We start from the raw sequence: 24,145 nt of genomic DNA on the forward strand, positions 1-24,145 counted from the left end.
ATAGCTGCCGGTGATGCGGCACTGCTCGAAGACGGCCGTTCCGCCATCCGCGAACAGGGTGTCCTGATAGCCGAGGATGTCGCAGTCCCTGATCACAGCCTGGTCCGACCCTTCGGCCAGCATCAGGGCCACGGCCTGGGGGCCCGCCCCAGCGTGCGATCGCAAGCCGCCGGGACGCGTCATCTCTGCCAGACCGTCGAAGGCGTTGGCGATCGTCAGCCGCTCAGCCTGAAAGCCCGGCGCGCGAACCGTCAGCGTCGGCGTCCGCGTCGTGCCCCAGTTCCTGCCGTCGGGTGCCGTCAGACCCGATGCGGCCAGATGGCTGATGACGGTTCCTGCGCGGTCCTCACCGACCAGATGGACGAAGGGCCTGTCGATCACGACCTGTTCGTTGATCACGCCGCGCCGGATGAGAATCCGGAACGGCGCGGTTCCGCTGACGGGCGCGGCGGCGACGGCGGCAACGAGGGTCGCATAGGTCGGTGCCCCCGAAACAGGCCGCACGCCCTCAGCCAGAACCTCGGCCTGATAGCCGGGCCTGACGTCGGCGACCGCCAGCCCCGGCGCGGCGGCCAGCGCGACCAGACCGGCCGACAGCCGACGACGGGACGGGATCGGCGCCATCACCGAAAGGCCGACCGTCAGCCCCCCGGCCGTCCCACGAGCGCATCGACAGACCCCGTCGTCACCGGATGATACCCCAGCCGGGCCCGCGCATAGATCGAGGTCGCCAGCGGGCGGCCCCAGTCGCCTTCGGCCCACAGGCTGGTGAACAGGGGCAGGACGAATTTGCGGCGGCCCATCGAGGTCAGGAACTGGGTCAGTTTGGGCACGGCGGGCTGATAGCGGTGGGCGATGGCGATCTGGAGCCAGCCGAACACGACCTCGGCGTTGCCCTCGTTGGCCAGGTTCAGCGTCTTCTCCAGATCGGCCAGTTGCTGGTTGGTCAGCCAGTCCGCGCCGTCACGCAGGTTGGCGGGACGCCAGCCCAGGAAACGCTGGCGCTGCTGGGTGTTCCAGCCGCTCCACGGAATGGCGGAGGCCGGACCGCGATCGGCGAAGAAGGCCCTGGCCGCCGTGTCCACCGCTGTGAAGGCGTTCGATGTCGGGACCACCGCATTGTCGGGCAGGCCCGGCTGATAGACCCATTCATCCAGCTTCAGCCGCGCATCCAGCGCCCCGTCGCCCTTCACCAGATGATCCCGGATGTCCTTCAGGAACAGAGCCGAGGTCATGGGGCGGAAGGCGTTCCGTTCGAAATAGCCCTTCAGCCAGGCGTCGAACTTCTCGCGCCCGACTGTCCGCTCGATGGTCTCGAGGAAGGCCGCGCCCTTCTCATAGGCGATGTCGGTCATGCCCTCGTCCGGGTCCCGACCGGCCAAGTCGAGATGCAGCCGGGTGTCCATCTCGGGCAGGCTCTTCAGCTCGGACTGCAGTGAATCCCAGCCCAGCACCCGCTCCTGCTGGGCGCGATCGTTGCCGTACACCGCCTCCATGATCCGGTTCTGGAAGTAGGTGGTGAAACCCTCGTTGAGCCAGAACTCATTCCAGGTCGCATTGGTCACCAGATTGCCGGACCAGGAGTGCGCCAGTTCGTGCGCCACCAGACTGACCAGCGACTTGTCGCCCGCGATGATCGTCGGCGTGGCGAAGGTCAGGCGCGGGTTCTCCATCCCTCCGAACGGGAAGGACGGCGGCAGGATCAGCAGGTCATAGCGACCCCAGGCATAGGGGCCGTACAGGCCTTCCGCCGCCGTCACCATCTGGCCGACCTCGGCGAACTCGGCCTTGGCGGCCGCGAGACGGCTGGGCTCGGTCCAGACGCCGGTGCGGCCGTCCTCGGACGCAAACGCCAGGTCGCCGACCGCGAGCGCGATCAGATAGGGCGGCACCGGATTGGTCATGCGGAAACGATAGGCATGCGTCCCGTCCGTCGCCTTCTCCCCGTCGGGGGTCAGCATCTCGGCGCTCATCACCGCCTTCAGCGCCTCGGGGACGGTGATCTTCGCGGAATAGGTCTGGCGGATGCCGGGGCTGTCCTGGGTGGGGACCCAGGTGCGGGTCAGGATGGCCTGGCCCTGGCTGAACAGGAAGGGCTGCTGGCCGCCCGCCGTCTGGGCCGGGGTCAGCCATTGCAAGGCCGCTGCGTCGGGCCGGGTGGCGTAATCGACGACGATCTTGATGACCTGACCGGGCGTGAAGGCCGGCAGGGTGACGGTCAGGGGCTGGCCCAAAATCGGATCGGCGGCCCCCAGGGCGAAGGCCAGCGGCTTGCCGTCAGCGCCCTTGACCGAGCGGATGTCCAGGTTGCGGGTGTCCAGAATCACCTGGGTCGCGCCCGCCTCGGCCATGACGTCCAGGGTCGCCGTGCCCGACAGGGTCTTGGCGGCAAAGTCGGCGGTCAGGTCCAGGGCGACGTGTTTGACCCGCGCGACCTGGGGCTGGGCATAGGAGTGCACGTCCTTCGGATAGACCACCGGCGCGGTCGCCGAGGCCGGCAGGGGCGGCATGTCGGACTTCACCTCCGGCTGTTGGCACGCGGCCAGAGAGACCGAAAGGGCGGCGGTCAGGGCGAGGGCAGAGACGAGGCCGGCGGCACGAGGCGACATGGAATGCTCCGATAAACTACGGCGCAGACCTCAGACCCGTTAGCCGGCAAAGATCAAGAGGCGGGCGACGCCCTCTCGCCCAGATGCACCGCCGGCTTGGCATTGCGTGCCACGAACAATCGGCCGCGTTCGGCGAACAGGACGGCGCACAGAGCCAGCAGGCCACAGGACGCAAACCCCAGCGTCATGGGCACGGTCGATCCGTTGAAGGCCTGACCGATGGCGAACCCGGCAAGCGACCCCACGATGGTCGAGAAGAAGCCCTGAAGCGACGACGCGGTGCCCGCAATATGCCCCATCGGCTCCATGGCCATCGACCCGAAGTTTCCGGCGATCAAACCGAAGCAGAACATGGTCAGGGTCTGGAGCACGGCGAAGGTCCAGATCGTCTCGTGGCCCGACAGGGCGACCAGGGCGTGGATCGCCGACATGGTGGTGAAGCCGATCAGGGCGGAATGGCCGATCAGACGCGACCCCAGCCGCTCGACCAGACGGGCGTTCAGGATGGCCGCCACCGCGATGCCGCCGGCGATGGCGGCAAAGATGGTCGTGAACAGAGCGGGTGCCTCGAACACATCAAAGAAGATCTGCTGCGCCGAGTTGATGAAGCCGAACAGGGCCCCAGTGATCGCCGTGATCGCCAGGGTGTAGCCCAGCGATGTGCGGTTGGTGATGGCCTGACCAAAGGCACCCGCCACCCGGCCGAACTGGATCGGCAACCGATCCTCGGGCTTCAGGGTCTCGGGCAGACGCAGCGTCGCCCAGACCAGCAGGGCCACACCGGCGAAGGCCAGCACGCCGAAGATGCCCTCCCACGGCGCGACCAGCAAAATCAGCTGGCCCAGCGACGGCGCGATGATCGGCACGCCGAGGAAGACCAGGAAGCTCAGCGACATGACCCGCGCCATGGTCCGCCCGCTGAACCGGTCGCGTACGATCGAAACCGCCAGCACCCGCGTCGCCGCCGAGCCCAGGCCCTGGCCGATGCGCGCCAGGATCAGGGTCTCGAACGTCGGGGCCAGCATGGCCACGACGCTGAACAGCACATACAGGCCGATCCCGACCGTCAGGATCGGCTTCCGGCCGAAACGATCCGACAGCGGCCCGTAGATCAGCTGGGCCCCGCCGAAGCCGAGCAGATAGGCGGTGACGACCCATTGCCGGCTGTTCGGATTTTCGACCCCCAGGGCCGCACCGATGTCGGGCAGGGCCGGCAGCATGGCGTCGATGGCCAGTGCATTCAGCGCCATCATCAGGGCGATCAGGCAGACGAACTCGGCGAACCCGGGCTTTTCGACGACGGGTTTTTCGATCGGGGCTGCGGTCATGGGGCGTCAATTGGACCCGACAACCGGCCGCCGCAACCTTGTCCGATCAGTTTTTGCTGCATCGCAGCATTATGTGATCAACGATCAGTTGACGCGTGCCGTGATGGCTGCCGACAGCACCGCCTTGACCGACGCCGTGGCCACGTCGGCATCGATCCCGACCCCGAAGACGGTCCGACCGTCACCGGTGCGCGCCTCGACATAGGCCGCAGCCTTGACGTCAGAGCCCTGGCCGATGGCGTGTTCCTGATAGTCGGCGATGTCGAGATCCAGCCCGATCGCCTCCTTCAGCGCGTCCAGAACGCTGGACAACAGGCCGTTGCCACGCCCCGACACATGACGTTCCTCGCCGTCCAGGGTGATCCGGCCGGAGAAGGTCCGCCCGCCGCCTGCGACCGCCGTCTCCTGATAGTCGATCAGGCGCAACGGCCGATCGCCGGTCAGGTGATAGGCGCTCTGGAACGCTGCCCAGATGTCCGCCGCGTTCAGCTCGCGACCCAGCGTATCCGCCAGGGTCTGCACCGGCCGCGAGAAGTCGGCCTGCAACCGCTTGGGCAGTTTCAGCCCCTGATCCTGCTCCAGGATCCAGGCCACCCCACCCTTGCCGGACTGGGAGTTGACGCGGATCACCGCTTCGTACGAACAGCCGATGTCGGCCGGATCGATAGGCAGATAGGGCACGTCCCACATCTGGTCGTTGCGCGCGGCCTGTGCCGCGAACCCCTTCTTGATCGCGTCCTGGTGACTGCCGGAAAAGGCCGTGAACACCAGCTCGCCCGCATAAGGGTGCCGGGGATGGACCGGCAGCTGGTTGCAGTATTCGACCGTGCGCACGACCTCGCCGATGTCCGAGAAATCCAGCTCCGGATCGACGCCCTGAGTGTAGAGATTGAGCGCCAATGTCACCAGATCGACGTTCCCGGTCCGCTCGCCATTGCCGAACAGACAGCCCTCGACCCGGTCGGCACCCGCCATGACCGACAACTCGGCCGCCGCCACGCCTGTGCCCCGATCGTTGTGCGGGTGGACTGAGATGATGACGCTGTCGCGCCGCGAGACGTTGCGGCACATCCACTCGATCTGGTCGGCATAGACATTGGGGCTGGCGCACTCGACCGTCGCCGGCAGGTTCAGGATCAGCGGCCGATCCGGCGTCGGCATCAGGATGTCCATCACCGCCTCGCAGCACTCCAGCGAGAAATCCAGTTCGGCGGTGGAGAATGTCTCGGGGCTGTATTCGAAGCGCCAGTCCGTGTTCGGACGACCCGCCGCCTGGTCTCTCAGCCACTTGGCCGCCTGGACCGCGATGCCCTTGATCTCGGGCCGCTCCAGCCCGAACACGATGCGCCGCCACGCCGGCGACACGGCGTTATAGACATGGACCACCGCCTGTTTGGCCCCGTCCAGACTGTCGAAGGTGGTCTGGATCAGGTCGGCCCGTGCCTGGGTCAGGACCTGGGGCATGACGTCGTCGGGAATGGCCCCCCGGTCGACCAGCCCCCGAATGAAATCGAACTCGGTCGCCCCGGCCGAGGGGAAGCCCACCTCGATCTCCTTGATCCCGATCTTCACCAGCAGATCGAAGAAGCGCTGCTTCTTCTCGGCGTTCATCGGATCGATCAGGGCCTGGTTGCCGTCGCGCATGTCGGTCGAAAGCCAGCGCGGTGCGGCCGTGATCGTCTTCGACGGCCAGGTGCGGTCGGGGATATCCACCTGCGGGAACGGGCGGTATTTTACGGATGGGTCGCGCAGCATCGGCGCGGCTCCTTCATCTGGAAGTTCGGATCTGAAAAAAGCGGAGTGGCTGAATGCCGCCGCCGGGTCGCCGTCAGCCCCGGAGGCCGTCCATAAGTCGCAGGTCCGCAAGCGCCGAAAGGCGGTGCGCAGGCGTCAGAACGTACGAGATGGAACGATCCATGCACGCCACCTAGCCCAACTTGCATCCCCACGCATCAAAAATGCGCAAGGGGCGGCGTCCTTCTCCCCTCGGTGGGAAACGGGACGGCTTGACCTTCCTGCATCCGCCACTCACCGATACCGGCCATGAAAACGTCCCTGACCGCCCTCGCCGTCATCGCCCTGCTCGCCGCCAGCCCGGCCGCGGCCCAGAACCTGATCATCCGGGGCGGCACGATCCACACCGGCGTCGCCAACGCCCCCAGCCCCGAGGTCGTCATCGTCCGGGGCGGCCTCATCGACTATGTCGGCGAAGATCCCGGCACCACCCGTGATGCGCTTCAGGAGATCGACCTGAAGGGCGCGACCCTGTTCCCCGGCTTCACCGACGGCCACGCCCATCTGGACGGCATCGGCTGGCGCGAACTGACCCTGAACCTGGAGGGCTCCGCGTCGCTCGCAGAAGCCATGGCCCGGCTGAGCGCCTGGGCCGAAGCCCATCCGACGGGCCCCATCATCGGTCGCGGCTGGATCGAGACCCGCTGGCCCGAGAGCACCAACGGCCCGCGCTTCCCGACCGCCGCCGATCTGGACGCCGCAGCCCCCGGCCGGGTCGTCCTGCTGGGTCGCGCAGACGGCCATGCGGTCACCGCCTCTTCTGCGGCGCTCGCCGCCGCCGGTATCGATGCGACTACCACGGCTCCCTCCGGCGGCGAGATCGCCCGGGATGCTTCCGGCAAGCCCACCGGATTCCTGCTGGACGCCGCCATGGACCTGGTCGAGACTCTGCGGCCCCAGGCGGACCCGCAGGCCCTGCGCGACGCCTACCGCGCCGGCTTCCGTGTCGAGGCCGCCTACGGTTGGACCGGCGTGCATTTCATGAGCGCACCCTGGAAGGACATCCCCCTGCTGGAGCGGATGGCCGAGGCCGGTGAGGCCCCGATCCGCGTCTACAACTCTGTCACCCCCGACGGCGCCGAGGCCCTGATCGCCTCGGGGCCCCGCAGCGTCGCCGATGGACGTGTCGTCACCCGCGCGATCAAATTCTACGTCGACGGTGCCCTGGGTTCGCGCGGTGCCGCCCTGTTCGAGCCCTATTCCGACGATCCCCATACGACAGGCCTGCTCCAGACCTCGGCCGCCCAGATCATTCCCCTCTACGAACAGGCCTTCCGGTCCGGCATCCAGGTCGCGACCCACGCCATCGGGGACCGGGGCAATTCGCTGGTACTCGACTGGTATCTGGACGCCATGATGAATGTGAACGGCGAAACGCCCGCCATCCGCGATCACCGCTGGCGGATCGAGCACGCCCAGATCATGCGCCCCGCCGACGAGCGGCGCTTCGCCGCCCTGAACATCATCGCATCGATGCAGCCCAGCCACGCCATCGGCGACTTCCACTTCGCCCCCGCCCGGCTCGGCGACGCCCGGCTGGACGGGGCCTATGCCTGGAAGAGCCTGCTGGACTGGAACGTCGTGGTGGTCGGCGGCTCGGACGCGCCTGTCGAGCGCGGCGATCCCCTGATCGAGTTCTACGCCGCCGTCGCTCGTCGCGACCTCGATGGCTTCCAGGGCCCGGACTGGCGCCCGTCCGAGGCTGTCTCGCGCCAGCAGGCTCTGGCCATGTTCACCACCGCCCCCGCCTACGCCAGCTTCCGCGAGAAGGAATTGGGCACCATCGAGGTCGGCAAGCGCGCCGACTTCACCGCCTTCGACATCGACCTGATGACCGTGCCGCTGGCCGACATCCCCAGGGGCCATGCGGTCCTGACGGTGGTGGATGGCCGGGTGGTCTACGAGCGACCCTGAACTGAAAAACCGCTCGACCGTTATAAAGTAACACGCTACAGGGTCAGCAATGTCGTCGCCTGATCTTGAATGGGATGTGCTGCTGTCGCTGCTGGGCGGCGGATTCGTGGCGGCGTTTCTGCACGCCGCGCTTCCGACCCACTGGCTGCCGTTCGTGCTGGTCGGGCGGGCGCAGCGCTGGTCCCTGACCCGGACCCTGGCCTCCGTCGGTGCCGCCGGGGTCGCCCACATCGCTTCCACGGCCGTCGTCGGCGGCCTGATCGTCGCGGCGGGATTGGCCCTGGACCAGTGGGTCGCCGGCATCCTGCCCAACCTGTCGGCCATCCTGCTGTTCGCCTTCGGGACCTTCTACCTGATCCGGGCGGTCGTGCGCCGCCCCGCGCCCCTCACCGCCGACGGCCCGACCCTCGAGCTGTCGGAGCCCACCGTCTCGCATGCCGCCGCCTTCTGGGGTCTGGTGGTCATGCTGGCCGTGTCGCCGGGCGAGGTGCTGCTGCCCATCTATATGTCCTCGGCCCAGGAGGGGATGGTCGCCCTGTCCCTGCTGACCCTGGCCTTCCTCGCGGGGACGCTGCTCGGCATGGGCCTGTTCACCACCCTGGCCCGCGCGGGGGCCTCGGTGCTGCGGCTGGAGCGATGGGTCCGATACGAAGGCGCCATCCTGGGCCTCGCCCTGATCGGGATCGGACTTCTCGTCGTGCTGCATCAGCACTAAGGGTCAGACATGGCCTCCCCCCGTGACCACGCCCATCACGACCATGACCATGACCATGGACATCATGGTCACGACCACGGCCATTCTCACGGCAGCCACGGCCACCATGGCCACGCCCATGGGCCTGTCGATACCGGCGACTGGCGCTATGCCGTCGGCCTGATCGTCAACCTGGCCTTCGTGGCCTGCGAGTTCGGGGCCGGGATCTACAGCGGCTCGACCGCCCTGATGGCCGATGCGGGCCATAACCTGTCCGACGTCCTGGGTCTGGCCATGGCCGGGGGCGCGGCCGTGCTGGCCAGACGCGCGGCGGGCAAGCAACTCACCTACGGCTTCGGCAAGGCCACCGTCCTGGCCGCCCTGGCCAACGCCCTGCTGCTGATCTTCGCCTGCGGAGCCATCGCCTTCGAGGCCGTCCAGCGCCTGGCCGATCCCGCGCCCGTCCAGTCCGGCATCGTCATGATCGTCGCCGGCATCGGCTTCGTCATCAACCTGGGCACCGCCCTGCTGTTCATGCGCGACCAGCATTCGGACCTGAACGCGCGCGGGGCCTATCTGCACATGATGTCGGACGCCGCCGTATCGATCGGCGTGGTGATCTCGGGCGCGATCATCCTGTTCAGCGGCTGGTCGATCCTGGATCCGCTGGTGTCGATCGTCATCGTGATCGTGATCCTGATGGGGACCTGGGGTCTGCTGAAGGACTCGGTCAACCTGGCCCTCGACGCCGCCCCGCGAGGGGTCGATGTCGCCGCCATCCGCGCCGCCTTCCTCGCCCTGCCCGGGGTGTCGGCGGTGCATGACCTGCACGTCTGGGGCCTGTCGACCACCGAGACCGCCCTGACCGCCCACCTCGTCCATGACCGCACCGACTCCCTCGCCCTGCTGGCCGAGGCGCAAGCCATGGCCCGGACCCGCTTCTCCATCGGCCACACCACGCTCCAGCTGGAAAACGAGGCGATGGCGGATTGCCCGGACTGCTGACCCCTTCCCAAATTGGGTGCCAGCCGCCATCTAGCGGCCCATGACCGACACCGTTGCCTCAAAGATCCCCGTCACCGTCCTCACCGGCTATCTCGGCGCTGGCAAGACCACATTGCTGAACCGCATCCTGACCGAGGACCACGGCAAGCGTTACGCCGTCATCGTCAACGAGTTCGGCGAGATCGGGATCGACAATGACCTGGTCGTCGGCGCCGATGAGGACGTGTTCGAGATGAACAACGGCTGCGTCTGCTGCACGGTGCGCGGCGACCTGATCCGCGTCGTCGCCGGCCTGATGAAGCGTCAGCGTCCCGGAAAGCCGGCTTTCGACGCCATCATCGTCGAGACCACCGGCCTGGCCGATCCCGGCCCGGTCGCCCAGACGTTCTTCGTCGACGAGGACGTCAAGGCCAAGACCCAGCTGGACAGCGTCACCGCCCTGGTCGACGCCAAACACGTCATGGCCCGGCTGGATGACTCGAAAGAGGCCCGCGAACAGGTCGCCTTCGCCGACCGCATCATCCTCAACAAGACCGATCTGGCTACCGAATCCGAACTGGTCGCCGTCGAACAGCGCCTACGCAAGCTGAACCCGCTGGCCCCCATCACTCGCGCCGAACGGGCCAATGTCCCGCTGGACCAGGTCCTTGGTCTGGGCGGTTTCGACCTGGAGCGCATCCTCGACATCAATCCCGAGTTCGCCAACCCCGCCCACGGCGAGGCCGGACACGTGCATGACGAACACTGCGGTCACGATCACCATGACCACGGTCACGACCACGACCACGACCATCATCACGGCGCGCCGGCTTCAGGCGCGAGGGGCCACGCCCACAACGACGACATCAAGGGCGTGTCCCTGTCGCTCGATCGCCCGATGAACGGCACGAAATTCACCGCATGGCTGGACAAGCTGCTGGGCGAGCAGGGTCAGAACATCCTGCGCGCCAAGGGCATCATCGACGTCGCCGGCGAGGATCGCCGCCTGGTCTTTCAGGCCGTCCACATGATCCTTGAGGGTGACTTGCAGCGCGAATGGGGTGCCACCGAACGCCGCTGGTCCCGCGCCGTCTTCATCGGCCGCGACCTCGACGAGGCCGCGCTCAAGGCCGGTTTCGAGGCCTGTGCGGCTTGAAGGCAATCCTCAGTTGGGGCTAGGCTGAATTCATGACCATGGTCGTAGTTGATGCAAACGGCGAAGCGACACTCCACAGATCTGTGCTGGAGCGCGTGGGCGCGAGAGCAGGCGACACTTTGGAAGTTGAAGTTCGGGTCGTCAAAGACAAGCCGCGGCCGATGGGCAAGACCGTGACCTGGGCTGATCTGGCAGGGTCATTGATTCCGCCAACAGGGGTCCGTCTGACCCTTGAAGAGATCAACGAGGCGATCGAGGATGCGGGTGCCCAAGCCGGGATGGCGGGACTTCGCGGCCGTTGAAGGTCGCCGTCGATACGAACGTCCTGCTGCGGTTGATTGTCCAGGATGACGAACGTCAAACCCTGATCGCTGCGTCTGAGATCGCACAGGCCGAGGTCGTGGTGATCCCCTTGTTGGCCTTATGCGAAACGGCCTGGGTGATGACGCGATCGTATCGGTTTTCACGGCTGGTGGTTGCGGAAAAGCTGCGAGCCTTATTGGCTATTCCAAACGTCGAGTACGACGTGGCTACTATCGAGGGCGGACTTGCAGTGTTGGAGCTCGGTGGCGACTTCGCCGACGGCGTGATCGCCCTGCAAGGCGAAGAGATGCGAGCGGACACCCTGATCACGTTTGATCGCCAAGCCGCGAAGCTGTTGACCACGACGGGTCATACCGTGCGTCTTCTGACCTGAAGGACATCCATGCAGACCACCTTCGACGCCCAGATCACCGCCGCCCTGTTCGACAACTCCGGTGCCATCTTCACGCTCGGCGACGGCTCGGTGCGGTTCGAGGACGGCAGTTACAACGCTGTCCACGACGGTGCCATCCTGTGCGCTGCGGTCCACCCCTCGGGCGACGGCGTCGTCACGGGCGGCGACGACGGGCGGGTGATCTGGTCGCGAAAGACCGAGGCCGGCGTCCTGGCCACCTCGGTGAACGGCCAGTGGATCGATTCCATCGACGTCTCGCCTGAATCGAAGCTGATCGCCTTTTCCTCGGGCAAGACCCTGTCGGTGATCGACGCCACCGACGTCTACTTCCGCCGCGACTATGCGCATGAGCGCACCGTGTCCGGCGTGGCCTTCGACCCAAAGGGCCGGCGGATCGCCGCCTCGACCTACGGCGGTTGCGCCCTGTGGTACGCGCGGATCGAGAAGCAGAAGCCGACGATGCTGAAATGGGCCGGGTCCCACACCGGCGTGGCCTTCTCTCCGGATGGAAACTTCGTCGTCACCATGATGCAGGACGCCCAGTTGCACGGTTGGAGGCTCAAGGATTCCAAGGACATGCGGATGGGCGGCTATCCGTCCAAGGTCCGCTCGGTCGCGTTCCTGTCGAACGGCCAGTTGATGGCCACCTCGGGGGCCCAGGGCGCCGTGCTCTGGCCCTTCATCGGCGCCAACGGACCCATGGGCCGGGAAGCCACCGAGATCGGCTATGACGAAGGCAGTCTGGTCACCCTCGTGGCGGCACGGCCAAAGCACGGCGTTCTCGCAGCGGGCCTGAGCGATGGCCGGGTCTGGTGGGCCGACCCGGCCGGCCAGGGGTTGAACTTCGTCAAGGCCGACAGGGGCGCACCGATCGCCGCCCTCGCCCTGTCCCCTGACGGCCGCCTCGTCGCCTGGGCCGACGAGGACGGAAACGCCGGTGTCGTAGAGGCCTGATCGGGTCGAATCACCTCATCCTCGGCTCTGGCCGGGGAGGCGAGATGAACAGGAACGACAGCGGAGGCGGCACGATGGTCTGGGGCTGCCTGGCCGTGATCATCCTGATTGCCGTTCTCGGCGCAGGCCTGGCCGTCGTCTTTTTGTGGGACGTCAACGCGGCATCCTGAGGCCGCTCTTGCCAGCCGCGCCGGGATGACGAACATGGACCCATGTTCGGGGTTCCAAAGCTCGGTCGGCGCAGCCGGCCCTTCCTCATCGCCTTTCTGGTGCTGTGCTTCCTCCCGATCGGCGGGGTCCTGGTCCACGCCCTGATCCCCCCGCCCGTCACCATCCTGATGGTGCAACAGGCCCTGGGCGGCAAAGGTCTCGACTATCGCTGGCGGGGCCTGAACGATATCTCGCCCAATCTGGTCTACTCGGCCATCGCCGCCGAGGACGCGCGGTTCTGTTCCCATCGCGGCTTCGACATCGAGGCGATCCAGAAGGCGCTGGCCCACAACGAGGATGGCGGAAGAGTCAGGGGCGGCTCGACCATCAGCCAGCAGACCGCCAAGAACGTCTTCCTCTGGCCCGGCCGCGACTGGATCCGCAAGGGGCTGGAGGCGGGCTATACCGTCCTGATCGAGACGATCTGGGGCAAGCGCCGGACGCTGGAGGTCTATCTCAACGTTGCCGAATGGGCGCCGGGCGTCTACGGGGCCGAGGCCGCGTCGCGCCACTGGTTCGGCAGGTCAGCGCGCGACCTGACACCGCAGCAGGCCGCCCGCCTCGCCGCAATCCTGCCCAGCCCCCGCCGCTACGACGCCACCACGCCCGGCCCCTATGTTCGCAGGCGCGCCGCGCGAATCCAGGCGTCTGCCCGCGTGGTCCGCAATGAAGGCCTGGCCGCCTGCGTGATCCGGCCACGCTGATCTGCGGCGGCGCTTGACGCAAGCCACCGCTTCACCCTTGATCCTTCGCCTGTTCGGAGAATTCCCATGAAGCGTCATCTGCTGTCCGCCGTCGCCGCCTGCGCGCTTGGCCTGTCCCTGACCGGCTGCGTCGGAAACGGATACTTCGACACGCGCTCGACCGGTGTATCGCCGGACGCTCCGGCCGGGACCGCCTATGTCCCAACCGGCCAGACTCCCCCGGCACGCTTTCAGGCAGAACCCCTCACATCCGACTCGCTGAAGTCCGGCGCATCCGCCCCTTCAACCTCCGCCGTCACCGAACAGCCCGCCACGGCCGAGGGTGCCGCCGCCTTCGTCGCGGAGGCCGAAGCAAAGCTGGCGACGCTCAGCGAATACGCCCAGCGCGTCCAGTGGACCCGCGCTACCAACATCACCTTCGACACCATGTGGCTGGAGGCCAAGGTCAACGGGGAGATGACCGAGCTTCAGGTCCAGCTGGCCAACGCCGCCGCCCGCTTCAACGACATCGAGACCGCGCCCGACGTGCGGCGCAAGCTGAACCTGATGCGACAGGGCATCGTCCTGCCGGCCCCCAACCGTCCGGGTGCCGCCGCCGAACTGGCCGAGATCACGACGCGGCTGGACTCCACCTATTCGACCGGCAAGTTCGAGTTCGAGGGCAAGACCATCACTCTGGACGAGGCCAACATCCTGATCGCCGAGAGCCGCGATCCGGCGCAGACCAAGGCCCTGTACGAAGGCTGGCGCACCATCTCGCCGGTCATGCGCGACGACTATGCGCGCCTGGTCGAGATCGCCAATGCGGGCGCGCAGGAGCTGGGCTTCGCCGACACCGGGGCCATGTGGCGGGCCGGTTACGACATGGAGCCCGACGCTTTCGCGACCGAGACCGACCGGCTGTGGGGCCAGGTCCGGCCCTTCTACGAGAACCTGCACTGCTATGTCCGGGCCCGGCTCAACGAGAAGTACGGCGACGCGGTCCAGCCCGCGACCGGCCCGATCCGCGCCGACCTGCTGGGCAATATGTGGTCGCAGCAGTGGGGCAATATCTATGACGTCGTGGCCCCAACGACGGGCGGCGCGTCCAGCTATGACCTGACCGAGCTGCTGAGCTCGGCCCAGTATGACGCCACGAAAATGGTCAAGACGGGTGAGGGCTTCTACACCTCGCTGGGCATCGCCCCCCTGCCCCAGACCTTCTGGGAGCGCAGCCAGATCACCCGCCCGCGTGATCGCGAGGTCGTCTGTCACGCCTCGGCCTGGGACATCGACAACCTCGAGGACGTGCGCATCAAGATGTGTACCCAGGTCAACGGCGACGACTTCTATACGGTCCACCACGAGCTGGGCCACAACGTCTATCAGCGCGCCTACAAGGACCAGCCCTTCCTGTTCAAGAACGGGGCGAACGACGGCTTCCATGAGGCGATCGGCGACTTCGTCGGCCTGTCCGCCCTGACGCCCACCTATCTGAACCAGATCGGCCTGTTGCAGACCGTGCCCGGCGAGGCCGAGGATATCCCCTTCCTGCTCAAGATGGCGCTCGACAAGATCGCCTTCCTGCCCTTCGGCCTGATGGTCGATCGCTGGCGCTGGGACGTGTTCAGCGGCAAGACCGCGCCGGACCAGTACAACGCCGCCTGGACCGCCGACATGCTGAAATACCAGGGCCTGGTACCGCCCGGACCGCGCCCGGCCGACGCATTCGATCCGGGCGCGAAATACCATGTGCCCGGCAACACCCCCTACACCCGCTACTTCCTCGCCCACATCTACCAGTTCCAGTTCCAGCGTGCGGCCTGCCAGCAGGCGGGCTGGACCGGGCCGCTGCACCGCTGTTCCATCTACGGCAACGAAGCCGTCGGCCAGCGTTTCAATGCGATGATGGAGATGGGCCAGTCGCGGCCCTGGCCCGAGGCCATGCAGGCCTTCACCGGCGAGAGCGGCAACGACGCCTCCGCGATCCTGGATTATTTCGCCCCTCTGAACGCCTGGCTGACCGAGCAGAACCGCGGCAAGCCCTGCGGCTGGACCACGACCTCGGCCTGATCGGCCCGGTGCCGGAAGGCCGACGTTCAACCCGGGTTAACCGTGTTCCGTGGCGCTTGTCTTAACCGCGCCGAGCTAAACCGTATCGCTTGCGAGGCCTGCGCCTCGCGTGATCGGTCGGGTGGACGATGACTGTCGGCAAGCGGATGAGTGGCATCTTGGCGGCGACGCGGTCGCTCGCCGGGCGTTTCGCCGCCTCCTCGCGTGGCAATGTGGCGATGATCTTCGCCCTGACCCTGCCCATCCTGGTCATGATCACCATGGGCGGGGTCGATATCAATCGCGCCGCGACGGTGAAGGCCAACCTTCAGGACGCGTTGGACGCCGCCGCCCTGGCCGCCGCCCGGTCGCCCGCCGTCAGCGACGCCGACCTGACCACCATCGGCACCAAGGCGCTGCGGGCTAACCTTGCCAACTATCCCAACATCACCCTGGCCAGCGCGACCTTCAGCCTGAACGCCGACCAGGTCGTGATCTCCAATGCCACGGTCAATGTGAAGACCCTGGTCGCCAACATCGTCCTGCCGCCCTATGGCCGCCTGCTGGACGACACCCTGCCGGTCGGTGCCCATTCCGAGGTCAACCGCTCGTCCAAGAACATCGAGGTCGGCCTGGTACTCGACATCACCGGCTCGATGGCCGGCCAGCGCATCATCGACCTGCGCGCCGCCGCGACCCAGCTGGTCGACATCGTCGTCCAGGCCACCCAGACGCCCTACTACACCCGCATGGCCATCATCCCCTATTCGATCGGTGTGAATATGGGCTCCTACGCCGACGGCGCACGAGGTGCCGCGACGGGCTCCAGGTCCATCACCGGCGCCTCATGGGCGAAGGCCGCCGGGGTCGGAATCAACGGCATTACACGGGCCAGCCCGGGTGTGGTCACCACCGCCTCGGCGCACGGCCTGGTCACCGGCGACTACGTCTGGATCTCGGGCGTCAGCGGCATGACCCAGGTCAACAACCGGGCCTATCGGGCCGTCCGGATCACCAACACCACCTTCTCGATGCAGTCCTGGAACGGGTCATCGTGGGTCGCGGTCAACACCACATCCGGCAACGGCTACAGCGCCTACAGCTCGGGATCGAGCGATATGGCCCGCGAGTGCCAGCTGTCGGACTGCACCGTAGTAATCACGGCCAACGCCCACGGCATCCCCGCCACGACCACGGATACAGGCTCGACCCAGCCCGGAACGGTCTACATCACCGGGGTCAACGGCATGACCCAGATCAACAATCAGTCGTTCGAAGTCGCCAACGTCACGACCAACACCTATTCGCTGAAGGGCGTGGTCGGTCCCTATCTCAGCGCCTACACCTCGGGCGGCGCATCATGGTGCGGCCAGGACGGGTGTCAGTACCGGGTGTTCCGCCGCTGGTCCGATAATGCGCTGACCGCCGTCGAGACCACATCCTGCATCAGCGAACGCACCGGTGCGCAGGCCTATACGGACGCCTCGCCGGCAACGGCCAAGGTCGGCCGCAACTATGCCGCCAGCTTCAACCCCTGCCCGACTGCGACGATCCAGCCCCTGACGTCCAGCATCTCGACCCTCAAGACCAAGATCAGCGGCCTGACCGAAACGGGATCGACGGCGGGCCAGATCGGCCTAGCCTGGGGCTGGTATACGGTCTCCCCGAACTTCAACACCCTGTGGTCCTCGAACCCGGCGGGTGCCTACGATCCGACCGACACGCTCAAGGCCGTGATCCTGATGACGGACGGCGATTTCAACTCACCCTACTGCACCGGCGTCCTGGCGAGAAACGCCGGCGATCCCGGCACGGGGTACGCCGAAGACAAGATCAACTGCGACGCCACCAACGGCGACCCCTTCACCCAGGCGACCCAGCTCTGCACGGCGATGAAGGCCCAGAACATCGTGGTCTATACGGTCGGCTTCCAGGTCACGCCGAACAGCAACGCCGCCAACATCCTGGCCAGCTGCGCCACCGGCCCCGACTACGCCTTCCTGCCGGCCAGCGGCTCGGACCTATCAGACGACTTCGCCGCCATCGGCCGCGACATCACGAGGTTGAGGATTTCGAAGTAGGGCGCATCTCCCTCCCCTTCATGGGGAGGGACCGCGAGCATAGCGAGCGCGGGTGGGGCCATATGAAAGTTGCGTGCGGACCACACTCCCCCACCCTGGTCCTCGCTTCGCTCCGACCGTCCCTCCCCATGAAGGGGAGGGAGAAACGCACCCGTCTAAAGCAGCCGGATTTCCTTCAACCGCTCGGTCAGGAAATCCTCGGCCATGATCGCCTTGCCGACATAGCGGTCCGGGTTCTCCGGCGTGATCGTCGAGGGCAGGGTCTCGATCACATAGTCCGGGTTGAAATGCAGGAAGAAGGGCGTCGAATAACGGGCGAAGCCGCGCCGTTCGGGGGCCGGATTGACCACACGGTGCGTCGTCGACGGCAGGACGTGGTTGGTCAGCCGTTGCAGCATGTCGCCGATGTTGACCACCAGGGCACCCGGCGGCGGGGCGATATCCAGCCATTCGCCGTTCGCGTCCTTGAGCTGCAGCCCGGCCTCTTCGGCACCCAGCAACAGTGTGATGACGTTGATGTCCTCGTGCGCCCCGGCCCGGACCCCCGGCGCATCGGCCGGCACGGGCGGATAGTGCAGCATCCGCAGCACCGAATTGCCCAGCTCCACCTTGTCCTCGAAGAAGGCGTCGCCGAGCTTCAGATAACGGGCGATGGCGCGCAGCAGTTTGCGGCCGAGGGCGTCCAGCGCCTCGAACATCCCGTACAGATGGTCGCGGAACCCCTCGACCTCGGTCGGCCACAGGTTGGCTCGCATATATTGCGCATAGGCATGGCCGGGCGGCAATTCGCGCCCGGTGTGCCAGAACTCCTTGAGATCGACGGTATTGGCGTCCTTGGCCGCCTCGACGCCGAACGGGGTCAGTCCCCGCGCACCGCCGGTACCGGGCATGTGATAGGCCCGCTTGACCTCCTCCGGCAGGGCGAAGAAGGCCTTGGCATCAGACAGCGCGGCCTCGATCACCGTCTCGTCCAGCCCGTGATCGGCGACCACGGCAAAGCCATAGGTCCGGAACGAGGTGCCCAGTTCGTCGCTGAATCCCTGGAAGTCGGTATTATAGCGCGCCATCGACACCGGCTGTATCCCCTGCGGGTTCGTGGCGGCGGTCGTTTCGGCGGTCAGGGTCGTGGTCACAGGCGGGCCTTTGGTCGGGAATGCGGAGATTTTCATACGCCCTATCGCCGGAAATTGGCAGATCGGCGGCGCAGACTCCCCTCTGGCCTCAATCCGGCACCGGAACCTTCACCGTAAGGCCACGTTTGGTCGCCAAGGGATGGGCCAGACCACAAGGAGTGATCATCATGCGCACCAACTTCATCGTCGCGGGCGTCGGCGTCCTCGCCCTGCTCGGGGCCACGGCCTGTACCACCACCGACCCCTACAGCTCTGCGCCACGCCGCAACAACACCGCGACGGGTGCCCTGGCCGGGGCCCTGGGCGGTGCCGTGCTCGGTTATCTGACCAACACCTCGAACGGCGAGGAAGGCCGCAAGAACGCGCTGATCGGTGCCGGCGTCGGCGCCCTGGGCGGCGCCGCCGTCGGCCAGTACATGGACCGCCAGCAGCGGGCTCTCGAGGCCGAACTGTCGGGCACCGGCGTCGGGGTCGCGCGTCAGGGCGACAATTTGGTCCTGCGCATGCCGTCGGACGTGACCTTCGCCGTCAACCAGTCGAACATCGAGCCGCGCTTCGACGCCACCCTGGCGGACGTCGCCAATGTGCTGCGTCAGTATGATCAGTCGATGGTGGACATCATCGGCCACACCGATTCCAGCGGCGGCGACGCCATCAACCAGCCGCTGTCCGAGCGCCGCGCCGTCTCGGTCGCCGACGCCCTGATCCGCAACGGCGTCCAACGCGAACGCCTCTACGTCGCCGGCAACAGCGCCCGCACGCCGGTGGTCTCGAACGCCACGCCGGAAGGTCGCGCCCAGAACCGCCGCGTCGAGGTCCTGATCCGCCCCTTCACGGGCTGAGCCTCCAGCACTGCGACAGCCATGAACGGTGTGCGGGCAGTTCCGCACACCGTTCCGTGACTTGCGCCGTTCGCCGACCCGTGGTGACTAACCCGATCGATCGACTCGGGGGAGCGCGATGTATCCGGACGACGGCGAGGAACGTGTGGCATTGGCGGCCGGGTTGCGCCTGGCCGCCATCGCGCTCGCCTCGGCCGTGGTCACGGCCACGGTCGTGATCGGGGCCGGTGGCGCATGGCTCGACCGCGTTCAGCCCGCGGCATCGTCCCATGCGGCGACCCCGATCGAACCGACGTCCCAACTGATCCGCACCTCCGGCTGAGCCCGCCCTTGCGGTTCGGCGCGACGCAGGGCCAGATGCCCGCGTGATATCGATGCCCACCCCGTCCGACGAAAGCCGGCCCATCACCCTGATCGGCGCCGGCGGCCATGCGCGGGTCGCCGCCACCTGTGCCCGACGCGCGGGTCTTGTCATCGGGGCGGTGCTTGATGCCGATCCCGACCGGATCGGCCAGGTCGTCGGCGGCGTCGAGGTGACGGCCGACGATCAGCGTGGCGACAGCCTCTTCCATCTGGCCATCGGCTCCAACCGGACACGACGCGACCTGGCCTTCGCCAGGCCCGGTGCCGATTGGGCCACCATCACCGACCCGGACGCCAGCCTGGCCGACGATGTAATCTTCGACGTCGGTATCCTGATCGGCATGGGAGCCCGGGTTCAGGCCGGAGCCCGGCTGGGCCGCCACGTCATCGTCAACACCGGGGCCATCGTCGAGCACGACTGCGTCGTCGGCGACTTTGCCCATGTCGCCCCGGGAGCCGTCCTGACCGGAGCCGTTCAGGTCGGCGAGGGCGTGATGGTCGGGGCGGGATCCGTCATTCTGCCGGGACTGAGCATCGGGGACTGGGCCGTTGTCGGAGCAGGCGCGGTCGTCACCCGGTCGGTCGAGGCCGGTACGACCGTCGTCGGCAATCCAGCCCACCGGGTGGAGCCCCGCCGATGACCCGCATCCCCCTGTCCGCGCCCGACCTGGGAGCGGCCGAGCGCGACTTGTTGATCGAGACGTTCGACGCCGGTTGGGTCTCTTCCGTCGGGCCCGTCGTCGAGCGGTTCGAGCGGACCTTTGCCGAAACCGTCGGCCTGGCCCACGCCACGGCGGTGTCTTCGGGGACCGCCGCCCTGCATCTTGCGCTCGTCATGCTGGGGCTGAAGCCCGGCGACGCCGTGATCGCCCCGACCCTGACCTTCATCGGCGGGGTCTCGCCCATCGTCCAGACTGGGGCCACGCCGATCTTCGTCGATGTCGATCCGGTCAGCTGGAACCTTGACCCGGCCCTGCTGGATCAGGCGTTCGAGGTCGCGGCCCGTGACGGCCTGACCGTCCGCGCCGTCGTCCCGGCCGACCTCTATGGCCAGTGCTGCGACATCGACGCCATCCACGCCGTCGCCGACCGGCACGGAGTCCCCGTCATCCTCGACGCGGCCGAAGCCGTGGGGGCCAGCCGGAACGGTCGAGCCGCCGGCCACGGCGCAAGCTGCGCCGCCTATTCCTTCAACGGCAACAAGATCGTGACTACGGGTGGCGGCGGCATGCTGGCGTCCGACGACGCCGCCCTGATCGCGCGCGCCCGCCACCTGGCCACCGCCGCGCGGTTGCCGGCCGTCCACTACGAGCACGCCGAGGCCGGGTTCAACTATCGCCTGGGCAGTCTGGCCGCCGCCGTAGGCCTGGCCCAGTTGGGATCGCTGGAGACCAAGGTCGAACGGCGGCGCGACATCTTCGACCGGTATGTCGCCCGGCTCGGCACCATCGATGGCCTGTCGTTCGCGCCGGAGGCTCCGGGCTGTCGGCACACCCGGTGGCTGACCGTCATCCGGCTCGATCCCGCCCGGGCGGGCGCGCCCGAGACCCTGCGCCTGGCACTCGAAGCGGCAAACATTGAAAGCCGGCCGATCTGGAAGCCCATGCACCTGCAACCCGCCTTCGCCGGGGCGGCCATGGTCGGTGGCGCGGTGGCCGAAGACCTGTTCGCCACAGGCCTGTGCCTGCCTTCGGGCAGCGCCTTGACGGACGACGACATCGACCGGGTCTGCGACGTCATCATTGCCGTCATGAACTGACGGGCCGATCGCGTTGACCCGTTTTGCGCGAGCCTCTAAGCCAAGGCCTCTTCGGGTCGGAGCGGCACAGGCGTGAGCAACACATCCCTCAGCAAGTCGGTCGCCCGCTACACCAAGTCGCTGCGCATCTCGCTGGGTCTGGCCAGTCCCGAACTCCGGGCCCATGCCGACGGGCGGATCGAGCCCTCGCTGCTGACGCGCGGCACGACGGGGGCCCGGTTGCGCGCTGTGGAAACCGATCTGGCGCGCCTGACCCAGGGCTGGAACCAACATATCCCGCAGCTATTGTCGGTTGCCGCCGATGCCCGGGTCCGCGCCCATGAAGCGGCCGACGCCTATGGCCGGCTGGATGAGATCACGGCCGGGCTGACCGGGCTGAAGGCCGAGATCGCTGCGCTAGAGGCCCGGATCGAGGCGCTGCGCCCTGTGGACGGGCCCACGCCTTCTCTCTCTAATGCCAAGCCGGTCGTCCGCCGCAAGGCTCCGGCAGCACCGGCTTCACGCGCCGACCGGGCCTGATGTCGCAGCCGCAGCCGACAAGGGTGGTGATCGTCTGCCCGACCCTGCTGCGCAACGATGCGGTGGGCGAGGCGACGCTGAACATGGTCCGCGACCTGGCGGCCGATCCGCACAATCAGGTCACCCTGGTCTGCCGAAACAGCGATCCGCACGAGTTCGAGGTCACCCGGGTCCGGTCCCTGGCCGACCTGCTGCTGACGCCCGCCTTTCTGGAGGCGGACGTGGTGATCTATGTCTTCGCCATCTTCAACGAGCTGTTCGACGCCATCCTGCTGGGCAACGGGGGGGCACGTCAGATCGTGCGGTTCCACAACGTCACGCCCAAGGCGCTGGTCGGGGAGGCGGACCATCCGATCATCGACCGGTCCATGGCCCAGATCCAGAATTTCGCCGCCGCCGACGAGCTCTGGGCCGACAGCCAGGAGAACCGCGACGAACTGCTGCGTCAGGGGCTCGATCCCGCACGTATCCAGGTCATGGACCTGGCCGTCACCCCGCCGACGGTCGGGCGGTTGGCCGACAAGGCCCGCAGGCCCATCAACATCGTCTATGTCGGCCGGTTCGTGCAGTCCAAGGGGGTCCACGAACTGCTCGAGGCCCTCGCCCTGTTGCGCGACCGGTCGCCGGTGCCGTTCAAGGCGCGACTTCTGGGCAATACGCGGCATGCCTCGCCGGACTATATCGCCCATCTCGACCGGCTGATGACGGACCTGAACCTGCACGACCATGTCGATCTGGGCGGGACGATATCCGATGCGGGTCTGGCCGAGGCCTATGGCCAGGCCCATGTCTTCGCCACCGCTTCGCGCCATGAGGGCTTCTGTGTGCCGGTGATCGAGGGGCTGGCCGCGGGTTGCGTGCCGGTCTCCTACGCCAACTCGAACCTGCATTATATCGGCGGAGGCCTGGGCCGGTTGGCGCGAGACGAGACGCCGTCGGCGCTCGCAGAGGCACTGGCAAGCGTCGTCGGGGACATCGACCGCAGCCTTTCCAATCCGGGTAGGACAACCGGTCTTAGTCTGGATCAGGGAGTCCTGAGCATCGCCGCCTTTGACGCCGCCGCCGGGGCCCACGTCGCCGGTTTCAGCCGTAGTCGTGCCGCAGAACGGATGCGGGACAGGCTGATCGCCTTGACCATACCAACGGACAAAAATCCGACGGACTGACAATCCAGCGGCTAGGCCAGGCACTGGGTGATTGCGACGGTGCGAGGCAACAACCCCTGTGACTGTATCATTGATCGTGTCAGCGGACATCCACGCCGATCCGACTCCTCAGAACTGGAGAAGTCGGAGGGGTGGCCGCCCTGCTGCGCCAAGCCGGAACGGCGAATAACCGTCACCGCTTTCCCTTGGCTCCGGACGTAGACTGGCCAAGGCGCGCCATCCATTACGAGCTGAAATCAGTATCCTTTCTGAGGCCTAGTCTTGTCGTCGTGCGGTTAACGACGTGACCGGCCCGGCTCTGTCTGGTAAGCCCGGCCGTGCCCTGAAAGTCGAGCGAGGAATGACAAAGATATTCTCTGACATCACCGACGGAATATACGTCATTACCGACCTGCGCGCCGTATGAGCGGACCCCTTCACCTCTTCGTCCTGTTCGTTGACGAGCTCTCCGCCTCGGTCTGGAAGCCCGCGCTGACGTCTGCCGCTCAAGTGGGCGGTTGGGACGTCGTGACCGGCCCCGTCGACAACTGGCCCAGTCTTACAGATCGATGTGTGGTGCTGTCGGATGATACTGAATGGCGACTCGTCATCCCCGGTACCCAGGCGGCTGTCATCATGATGGGGCCACCGTCATGGGAGGGCCGCGACCTGGCTGATCCTCAAAGCAAGGCAGATATCGCGCTTGAATCTGCACGCCTGGCTCGTGCATCGGACCTGGTTCAACAAGGAGCCGTTTTCGTCGACGCGGGTACCCAGTCTTTCACCTTGTCCCTATTGGGTGAGGTTGCGCGTGACCCCGTCGTGTTGTCCGTACCAACGGTGCGATCGTCGCCGCTCGACATCTACAGAAGCATCCCGCCTCGATCCGGGGCGTCCGCGATTTGGCCCGCTGAATGCCTGATGTATCCTTTGGGGGAAGCGTTGGACGGTGCCGCCGGTCCCGATATGGACCTGACCGGCCGAGCCCGCATCCTGTTCCATGGACCACATCTTTATCTGACGGAGGGACTGTGGAGGGTGACAGTCCAGATCAGTGTGGATCCCGAAGGCGGCGTCTCCCCTTTGAGGTTCGAGTGGAAGCATGGGGATTCAGCTGTCGTCTGCGAAGCTCCAATCAATCAGCCCGGCAGGTATGAGTTACAGCTTGAACGCCGTTGGGAAGTCACGGGGCCTTCGCAGATCACCG

The 24,145-nt window shown here is 66.8% G+C and carries 23 protein-coding genes; 18 read left to right on the forward strand and 5 right to left on the reverse strand.

Annotated elements, in window-relative coordinates:
* The 4 genes from ACILQR_RS07630 to leuA all read right to left on the reverse strand — a co-directional run.
* Nucleotides 1-624: pectinesterase family protein (locus ACILQR_RS07630; protein ID WP_395650858.1), on the reverse strand; the 624-nt coding region annotated here is incomplete at its 3' end.
* A 17-nt stretch (nucleotides 625-641) separates the two neighbouring features.
* The gene (locus ACILQR_RS07635) at nucleotides 642-2,609 is read right to left on the reverse strand and encodes a M1 family metallopeptidase (protein WP_395650859.1); all 1,968 of its coding nucleotides are present in this window, start codon (nucleotides 2,607-2,609) and stop codon (nucleotides 642-644) included.
* A 53-nt stretch (nucleotides 2,610-2,662) separates the two neighbouring features.
* Entirely contained in the window at nucleotides 2,663-3,937 is a 1,275-nt protein-coding gene (locus tag ACILQR_RS07640; protein WP_395650860.1) for a multidrug effflux MFS transporter, read from the reverse strand.
* A gap of 84 nt (nucleotides 3,938-4,021) precedes the next feature.
* Nucleotides 4,022-5,692 carry a 2-isopropylmalate synthase gene (leuA, locus tag ACILQR_RS07645; RefSeq protein ID WP_395650861.1) on the reverse strand — a complete coding sequence of 557 codons (1,671 nt, stop codon included), beginning with the start codon at nucleotides 5,690-5,692 and terminating at the stop codon, nucleotides 4,022-4,024.
* Between the two features lie 288 nt (nucleotides 5,693-5,980).
* On the opposite strand from leuA, the gene ACILQR_RS07650 reads away from it, so the two are divergent.
* The 11 genes from ACILQR_RS07650 (at nucleotide 5,981) to ACILQR_RS07700 (ending at nucleotide 17,177) form a co-directional block, all read left to right on the forward strand.
* Nucleotides 5,981-7,645 (forward strand): amidohydrolase, encoded by a 1,665-nt coding sequence (locus tag ACILQR_RS07650; RefSeq protein ID WP_395650862.1) that lies wholly within the window; start codon nucleotides 5,981-5,983, stop codon nucleotides 7,643-7,645.
* A gap of 49 nt (nucleotides 7,646-7,694) precedes the next feature.
* Nucleotides 7,695-8,360 carry a hypothetical protein gene (locus ACILQR_RS07655; RefSeq protein ID WP_395650863.1) on the forward strand — a complete coding sequence of 222 codons (666 nt, stop codon included), beginning with the start codon at nucleotides 7,695-7,697 and terminating at the stop codon, nucleotides 8,358-8,360.
* A gap of 9 nt (nucleotides 8,361-8,369) precedes the next feature.
* Complete coding sequence (locus tag ACILQR_RS07660) at nucleotides 8,370-9,344, forward strand: cation diffusion facilitator family transporter (RefSeq protein ID WP_395650864.1); 975 nt, start codon at nucleotides 8,370-8,372, stop codon at nucleotides 9,342-9,344.
* Nucleotides 9,345-9,384: 40 nt separating this feature from the next.
* Entirely contained in the window at nucleotides 9,385-10,479 is a 1,095-nt protein-coding gene (locus ACILQR_RS07665; RefSeq protein WP_395650865.1) for a CobW family GTP-binding protein, read from the forward strand.
* A 32-nt stretch (nucleotides 10,480-10,511) separates the two neighbouring features.
* Complete coding sequence (locus ACILQR_RS07670; protein ID WP_395650866.1) at nucleotides 10,512-10,781, forward strand: hypothetical protein; 270 nt, start codon at nucleotides 10,512-10,514, stop codon at nucleotides 10,779-10,781.
* A complete protein-coding gene (locus ACILQR_RS07675) occupies nucleotides 10,778-11,176 on the forward strand; it encodes a type II toxin-antitoxin system VapC family toxin (protein WP_395650867.1) in 399 nt (132 codons plus the stop codon). Before ACILQR_RS07670 ends, ACILQR_RS07675 begins: the two co-directional genes overlap by 4 nt.
* 9 nt (nucleotides 11,177-11,185) lie before the next feature.
* Nucleotides 11,186-12,151, forward strand: coding sequence for a WD40 repeat domain-containing protein (locus ACILQR_RS07680; protein WP_395650868.1), 966 nt, complete (start codon nucleotides 11,186-11,188; stop codon nucleotides 12,149-12,151).
* Between the two features lie 44 nt (nucleotides 12,152-12,195).
* On the forward strand, nucleotides 12,196-12,321 hold the full coding sequence (locus tag ACILQR_RS07685; protein WP_271146500.1) for a hypothetical protein: 126 nt from the start codon (nucleotides 12,196-12,198) through the stop codon (nucleotides 12,319-12,321).
* A 42-nt stretch (nucleotides 12,322-12,363) separates the two neighbouring features.
* Nucleotides 12,364-13,065: a monofunctional biosynthetic peptidoglycan transglycosylase gene (mtgA, locus tag ACILQR_RS07690; RefSeq protein WP_395650869.1), complete on the forward strand. Its 702-nt coding sequence runs from the start codon at nucleotides 12,364-12,366 to the stop codon at nucleotides 13,063-13,065.
* 66 nt (nucleotides 13,066-13,131) lie between these two features.
* Nucleotides 13,132-15,117 (forward strand): M2 family metallopeptidase, encoded by a 1,986-nt coding sequence (locus tag ACILQR_RS07695; protein WP_395650870.1) that lies wholly within the window; start codon nucleotides 13,132-13,134, stop codon nucleotides 15,115-15,117.
* A 146-nt stretch (nucleotides 15,118-15,263) separates the two neighbouring features.
* Nucleotides 15,264-17,177, forward strand: a complete 1,914-nt coding sequence (locus ACILQR_RS07700; RefSeq protein ID WP_395650871.1) for a ubiquitin-activating E1 FCCH domain-containing protein — start codon at nucleotides 15,264-15,266, stop codon at nucleotides 17,175-17,177.
* A gap of 155 nt (nucleotides 17,178-17,332) precedes the next feature.
* On the opposite strand, the gene ACILQR_RS07705 is transcribed toward ACILQR_RS07700, so the two are convergent.
* On the reverse strand, nucleotides 17,333-18,244 hold the full coding sequence (locus ACILQR_RS07705; RefSeq protein ID WP_395650878.1) for an isopenicillin N synthase family dioxygenase: 912 nt from the start codon (nucleotides 18,242-18,244) through the stop codon (nucleotides 17,333-17,335).
* Nucleotides 18,245-18,477: 233 nt separating this feature from the next.
* On the opposite strand from ACILQR_RS07705, the gene ACILQR_RS07710 reads away from it, so the two are divergent.
* The 7 genes from ACILQR_RS07710 to ACILQR_RS07740 all read left to right on the forward strand — a co-directional run.
* On the forward strand, nucleotides 18,478-19,152 hold the full coding sequence (locus ACILQR_RS07710; protein WP_395650872.1) for an OmpA family protein: 675 nt from the start codon (nucleotides 18,478-18,480) through the stop codon (nucleotides 19,150-19,152).
* A gap of 118 nt (nucleotides 19,153-19,270) precedes the next feature.
* Nucleotides 19,271-19,474, forward strand: a complete 204-nt coding sequence (locus ACILQR_RS07715) for a hypothetical protein (protein ID WP_395650873.1) — start codon at nucleotides 19,271-19,273, stop codon at nucleotides 19,472-19,474.
* 52 nt (nucleotides 19,475-19,526) lie between these two features.
* Entirely contained in the window at nucleotides 19,527-20,156 is a 630-nt protein-coding gene (locus ACILQR_RS07720) for an acetyltransferase (protein ID WP_395650879.1), read from the forward strand.
* Nucleotides 20,153-21,274 carry a DegT/DnrJ/EryC1/StrS family aminotransferase gene (locus ACILQR_RS07725; protein ID WP_395650874.1) on the forward strand — a complete coding sequence of 374 codons (1,122 nt, stop codon included), beginning with the start codon at nucleotides 20,153-20,155 and terminating at the stop codon, nucleotides 21,272-21,274. Before ACILQR_RS07720 ends, ACILQR_RS07725 begins: the two co-directional genes overlap by 4 nt.
* A gap of 72 nt (nucleotides 21,275-21,346) precedes the next feature.
* Complete coding sequence (locus ACILQR_RS07730; protein ID WP_395650875.1) at nucleotides 21,347-21,793, forward strand: hypothetical protein; 447 nt, start codon at nucleotides 21,347-21,349, stop codon at nucleotides 21,791-21,793.
* Nucleotides 21,793-22,959 carry a glycosyltransferase family 4 protein gene (locus tag ACILQR_RS07735; protein ID WP_395650876.1) on the forward strand — a complete coding sequence of 389 codons (1,167 nt, stop codon included), beginning with the start codon at nucleotides 21,793-21,795 and terminating at the stop codon, nucleotides 22,957-22,959. The genes ACILQR_RS07730 and ACILQR_RS07735 overlap by 1 nt, the downstream gene beginning before the upstream one ends.
* Nucleotides 22,960-23,361: 402 nt before the next feature.
* Nucleotides 23,362-24,145 (forward strand): hypothetical protein (locus tag ACILQR_RS07740; RefSeq protein WP_395650877.1); only part of this gene is annotated, 784 nt, incomplete at its 3' end.

It is taken from the genome of Brevundimonas sp. (assembly GCF_044239655.1).
Lineage (GTDB): Bacteria > Pseudomonadota > Alphaproteobacteria > Caulobacterales > Caulobacteraceae > Brevundimonas.

What these genes read in the sequence shown, in the direction of transcription:
- ACILQR_RS07735 (WP_395650876.1), top strand. Translation starts at nt 21,793, where the DNA reads ATGTCGCAGCCGCAGCCGACAAGGGTGGTGATCGTCTGCCCGACCCTG.
- ACILQR_RS07720 (WP_395650879.1), top strand. Translation starts at nt 19,527, where the DNA reads ATGCCCACCCCGTCCGACGAAAGCCGGCCCATCACCCTGATCGGCGCC.
- ACILQR_RS07655 (WP_395650863.1), top strand. Translation starts at nt 7,695, where the DNA reads ATGTCGTCGCCTGATCTTGAATGGGATGTGCTGCTGTCGCTGCTGGGC.
- ACILQR_RS07680 (WP_395650868.1), top strand. Translation starts at nt 11,186, where the DNA reads ATGCAGACCACCTTCGACGCCCAGATCACCGCCGCCCTGTTCGACAAC.
- ACILQR_RS07710 (WP_395650872.1), top strand. Translation starts at nt 18,478, where the DNA reads ATGCGCACCAACTTCATCGTCGCGGGCGTCGGCGTCCTCGCCCTGCTC.
- ACILQR_RS07685 (WP_271146500.1), top strand. Translation starts at nt 12,196, where the DNA reads ATGAACAGGAACGACAGCGGAGGCGGCACGATGGTCTGGGGCTGCCTG.
- ACILQR_RS07725 (WP_395650874.1), top strand. Translation starts at nt 20,153, where the DNA reads ATGACCCGCATCCCCCTGTCCGCGCCCGACCTGGGAGCGGCCGAGCGC.
- ACILQR_RS07660 (WP_395650864.1), top strand. Translation starts at nt 8,370, where the DNA reads ATGGCCTCCCCCCGTGACCACGCCCATCACGACCATGACCATGACCAT.
- ACILQR_RS07665 (WP_395650865.1), top strand. Translation starts at nt 9,385, where the DNA reads ATGACCGACACCGTTGCCTCAAAGATCCCCGTCACCGTCCTCACCGGC.
- ACILQR_RS07635 (WP_395650859.1), bottom strand. Translation starts at nt 2,609, where the DNA reads ATGTCGCCTCGTGCCGCCGGCCTCGTCTCTGCCCTCGCCCTGACCGCC.
- ACILQR_RS07650 (WP_395650862.1), top strand. Translation starts at nt 5,981, where the DNA reads ATGAAAACGTCCCTGACCGCCCTCGCCGTCATCGCCCTGCTCGCCGCC.
- mtgA (WP_395650869.1), top strand. Translation starts at nt 12,364, where the DNA reads ATGTTCGGGGTTCCAAAGCTCGGTCGGCGCAGCCGGCCCTTCCTCATC.
- leuA (WP_395650861.1), bottom strand. Translation starts at nt 5,692, where the DNA reads ATGCTGCGCGACCCATCCGTAAAATACCGCCCGTTCCCGCAGGTGGAT.
- ACILQR_RS07695 (WP_395650870.1), top strand. Translation starts at nt 13,132, where the DNA reads ATGAAGCGTCATCTGCTGTCCGCCGTCGCCGCCTGCGCGCTTGGCCTG.
- ACILQR_RS07700 (WP_395650871.1), top strand. Translation starts at nt 15,264, where the DNA reads ATGAGTGGCATCTTGGCGGCGACGCGGTCGCTCGCCGGGCGTTTCGCC.
- ACILQR_RS07640 (WP_395650860.1), bottom strand. Translation starts at nt 3,937, where the DNA reads ATGACCGCAGCCCCGATCGAAAAACCCGTCGTCGAAAAGCCCGGGTTC.
- ACILQR_RS07705 (WP_395650878.1), bottom strand. Translation starts at nt 18,244, where the DNA reads ATGGCGCGCTATAATACCGACTTCCAGGGATTCAGCGACGAACTGGGC.
- ACILQR_RS07670 (WP_395650866.1), top strand. Translation starts at nt 10,512, where the DNA reads ATGACCATGGTCGTAGTTGATGCAAACGGCGAAGCGACACTCCACAGA.
- ACILQR_RS07715 (WP_395650873.1), top strand. Translation starts at nt 19,271, where the DNA reads ATGTATCCGGACGACGGCGAGGAACGTGTGGCATTGGCGGCCGGGTTG.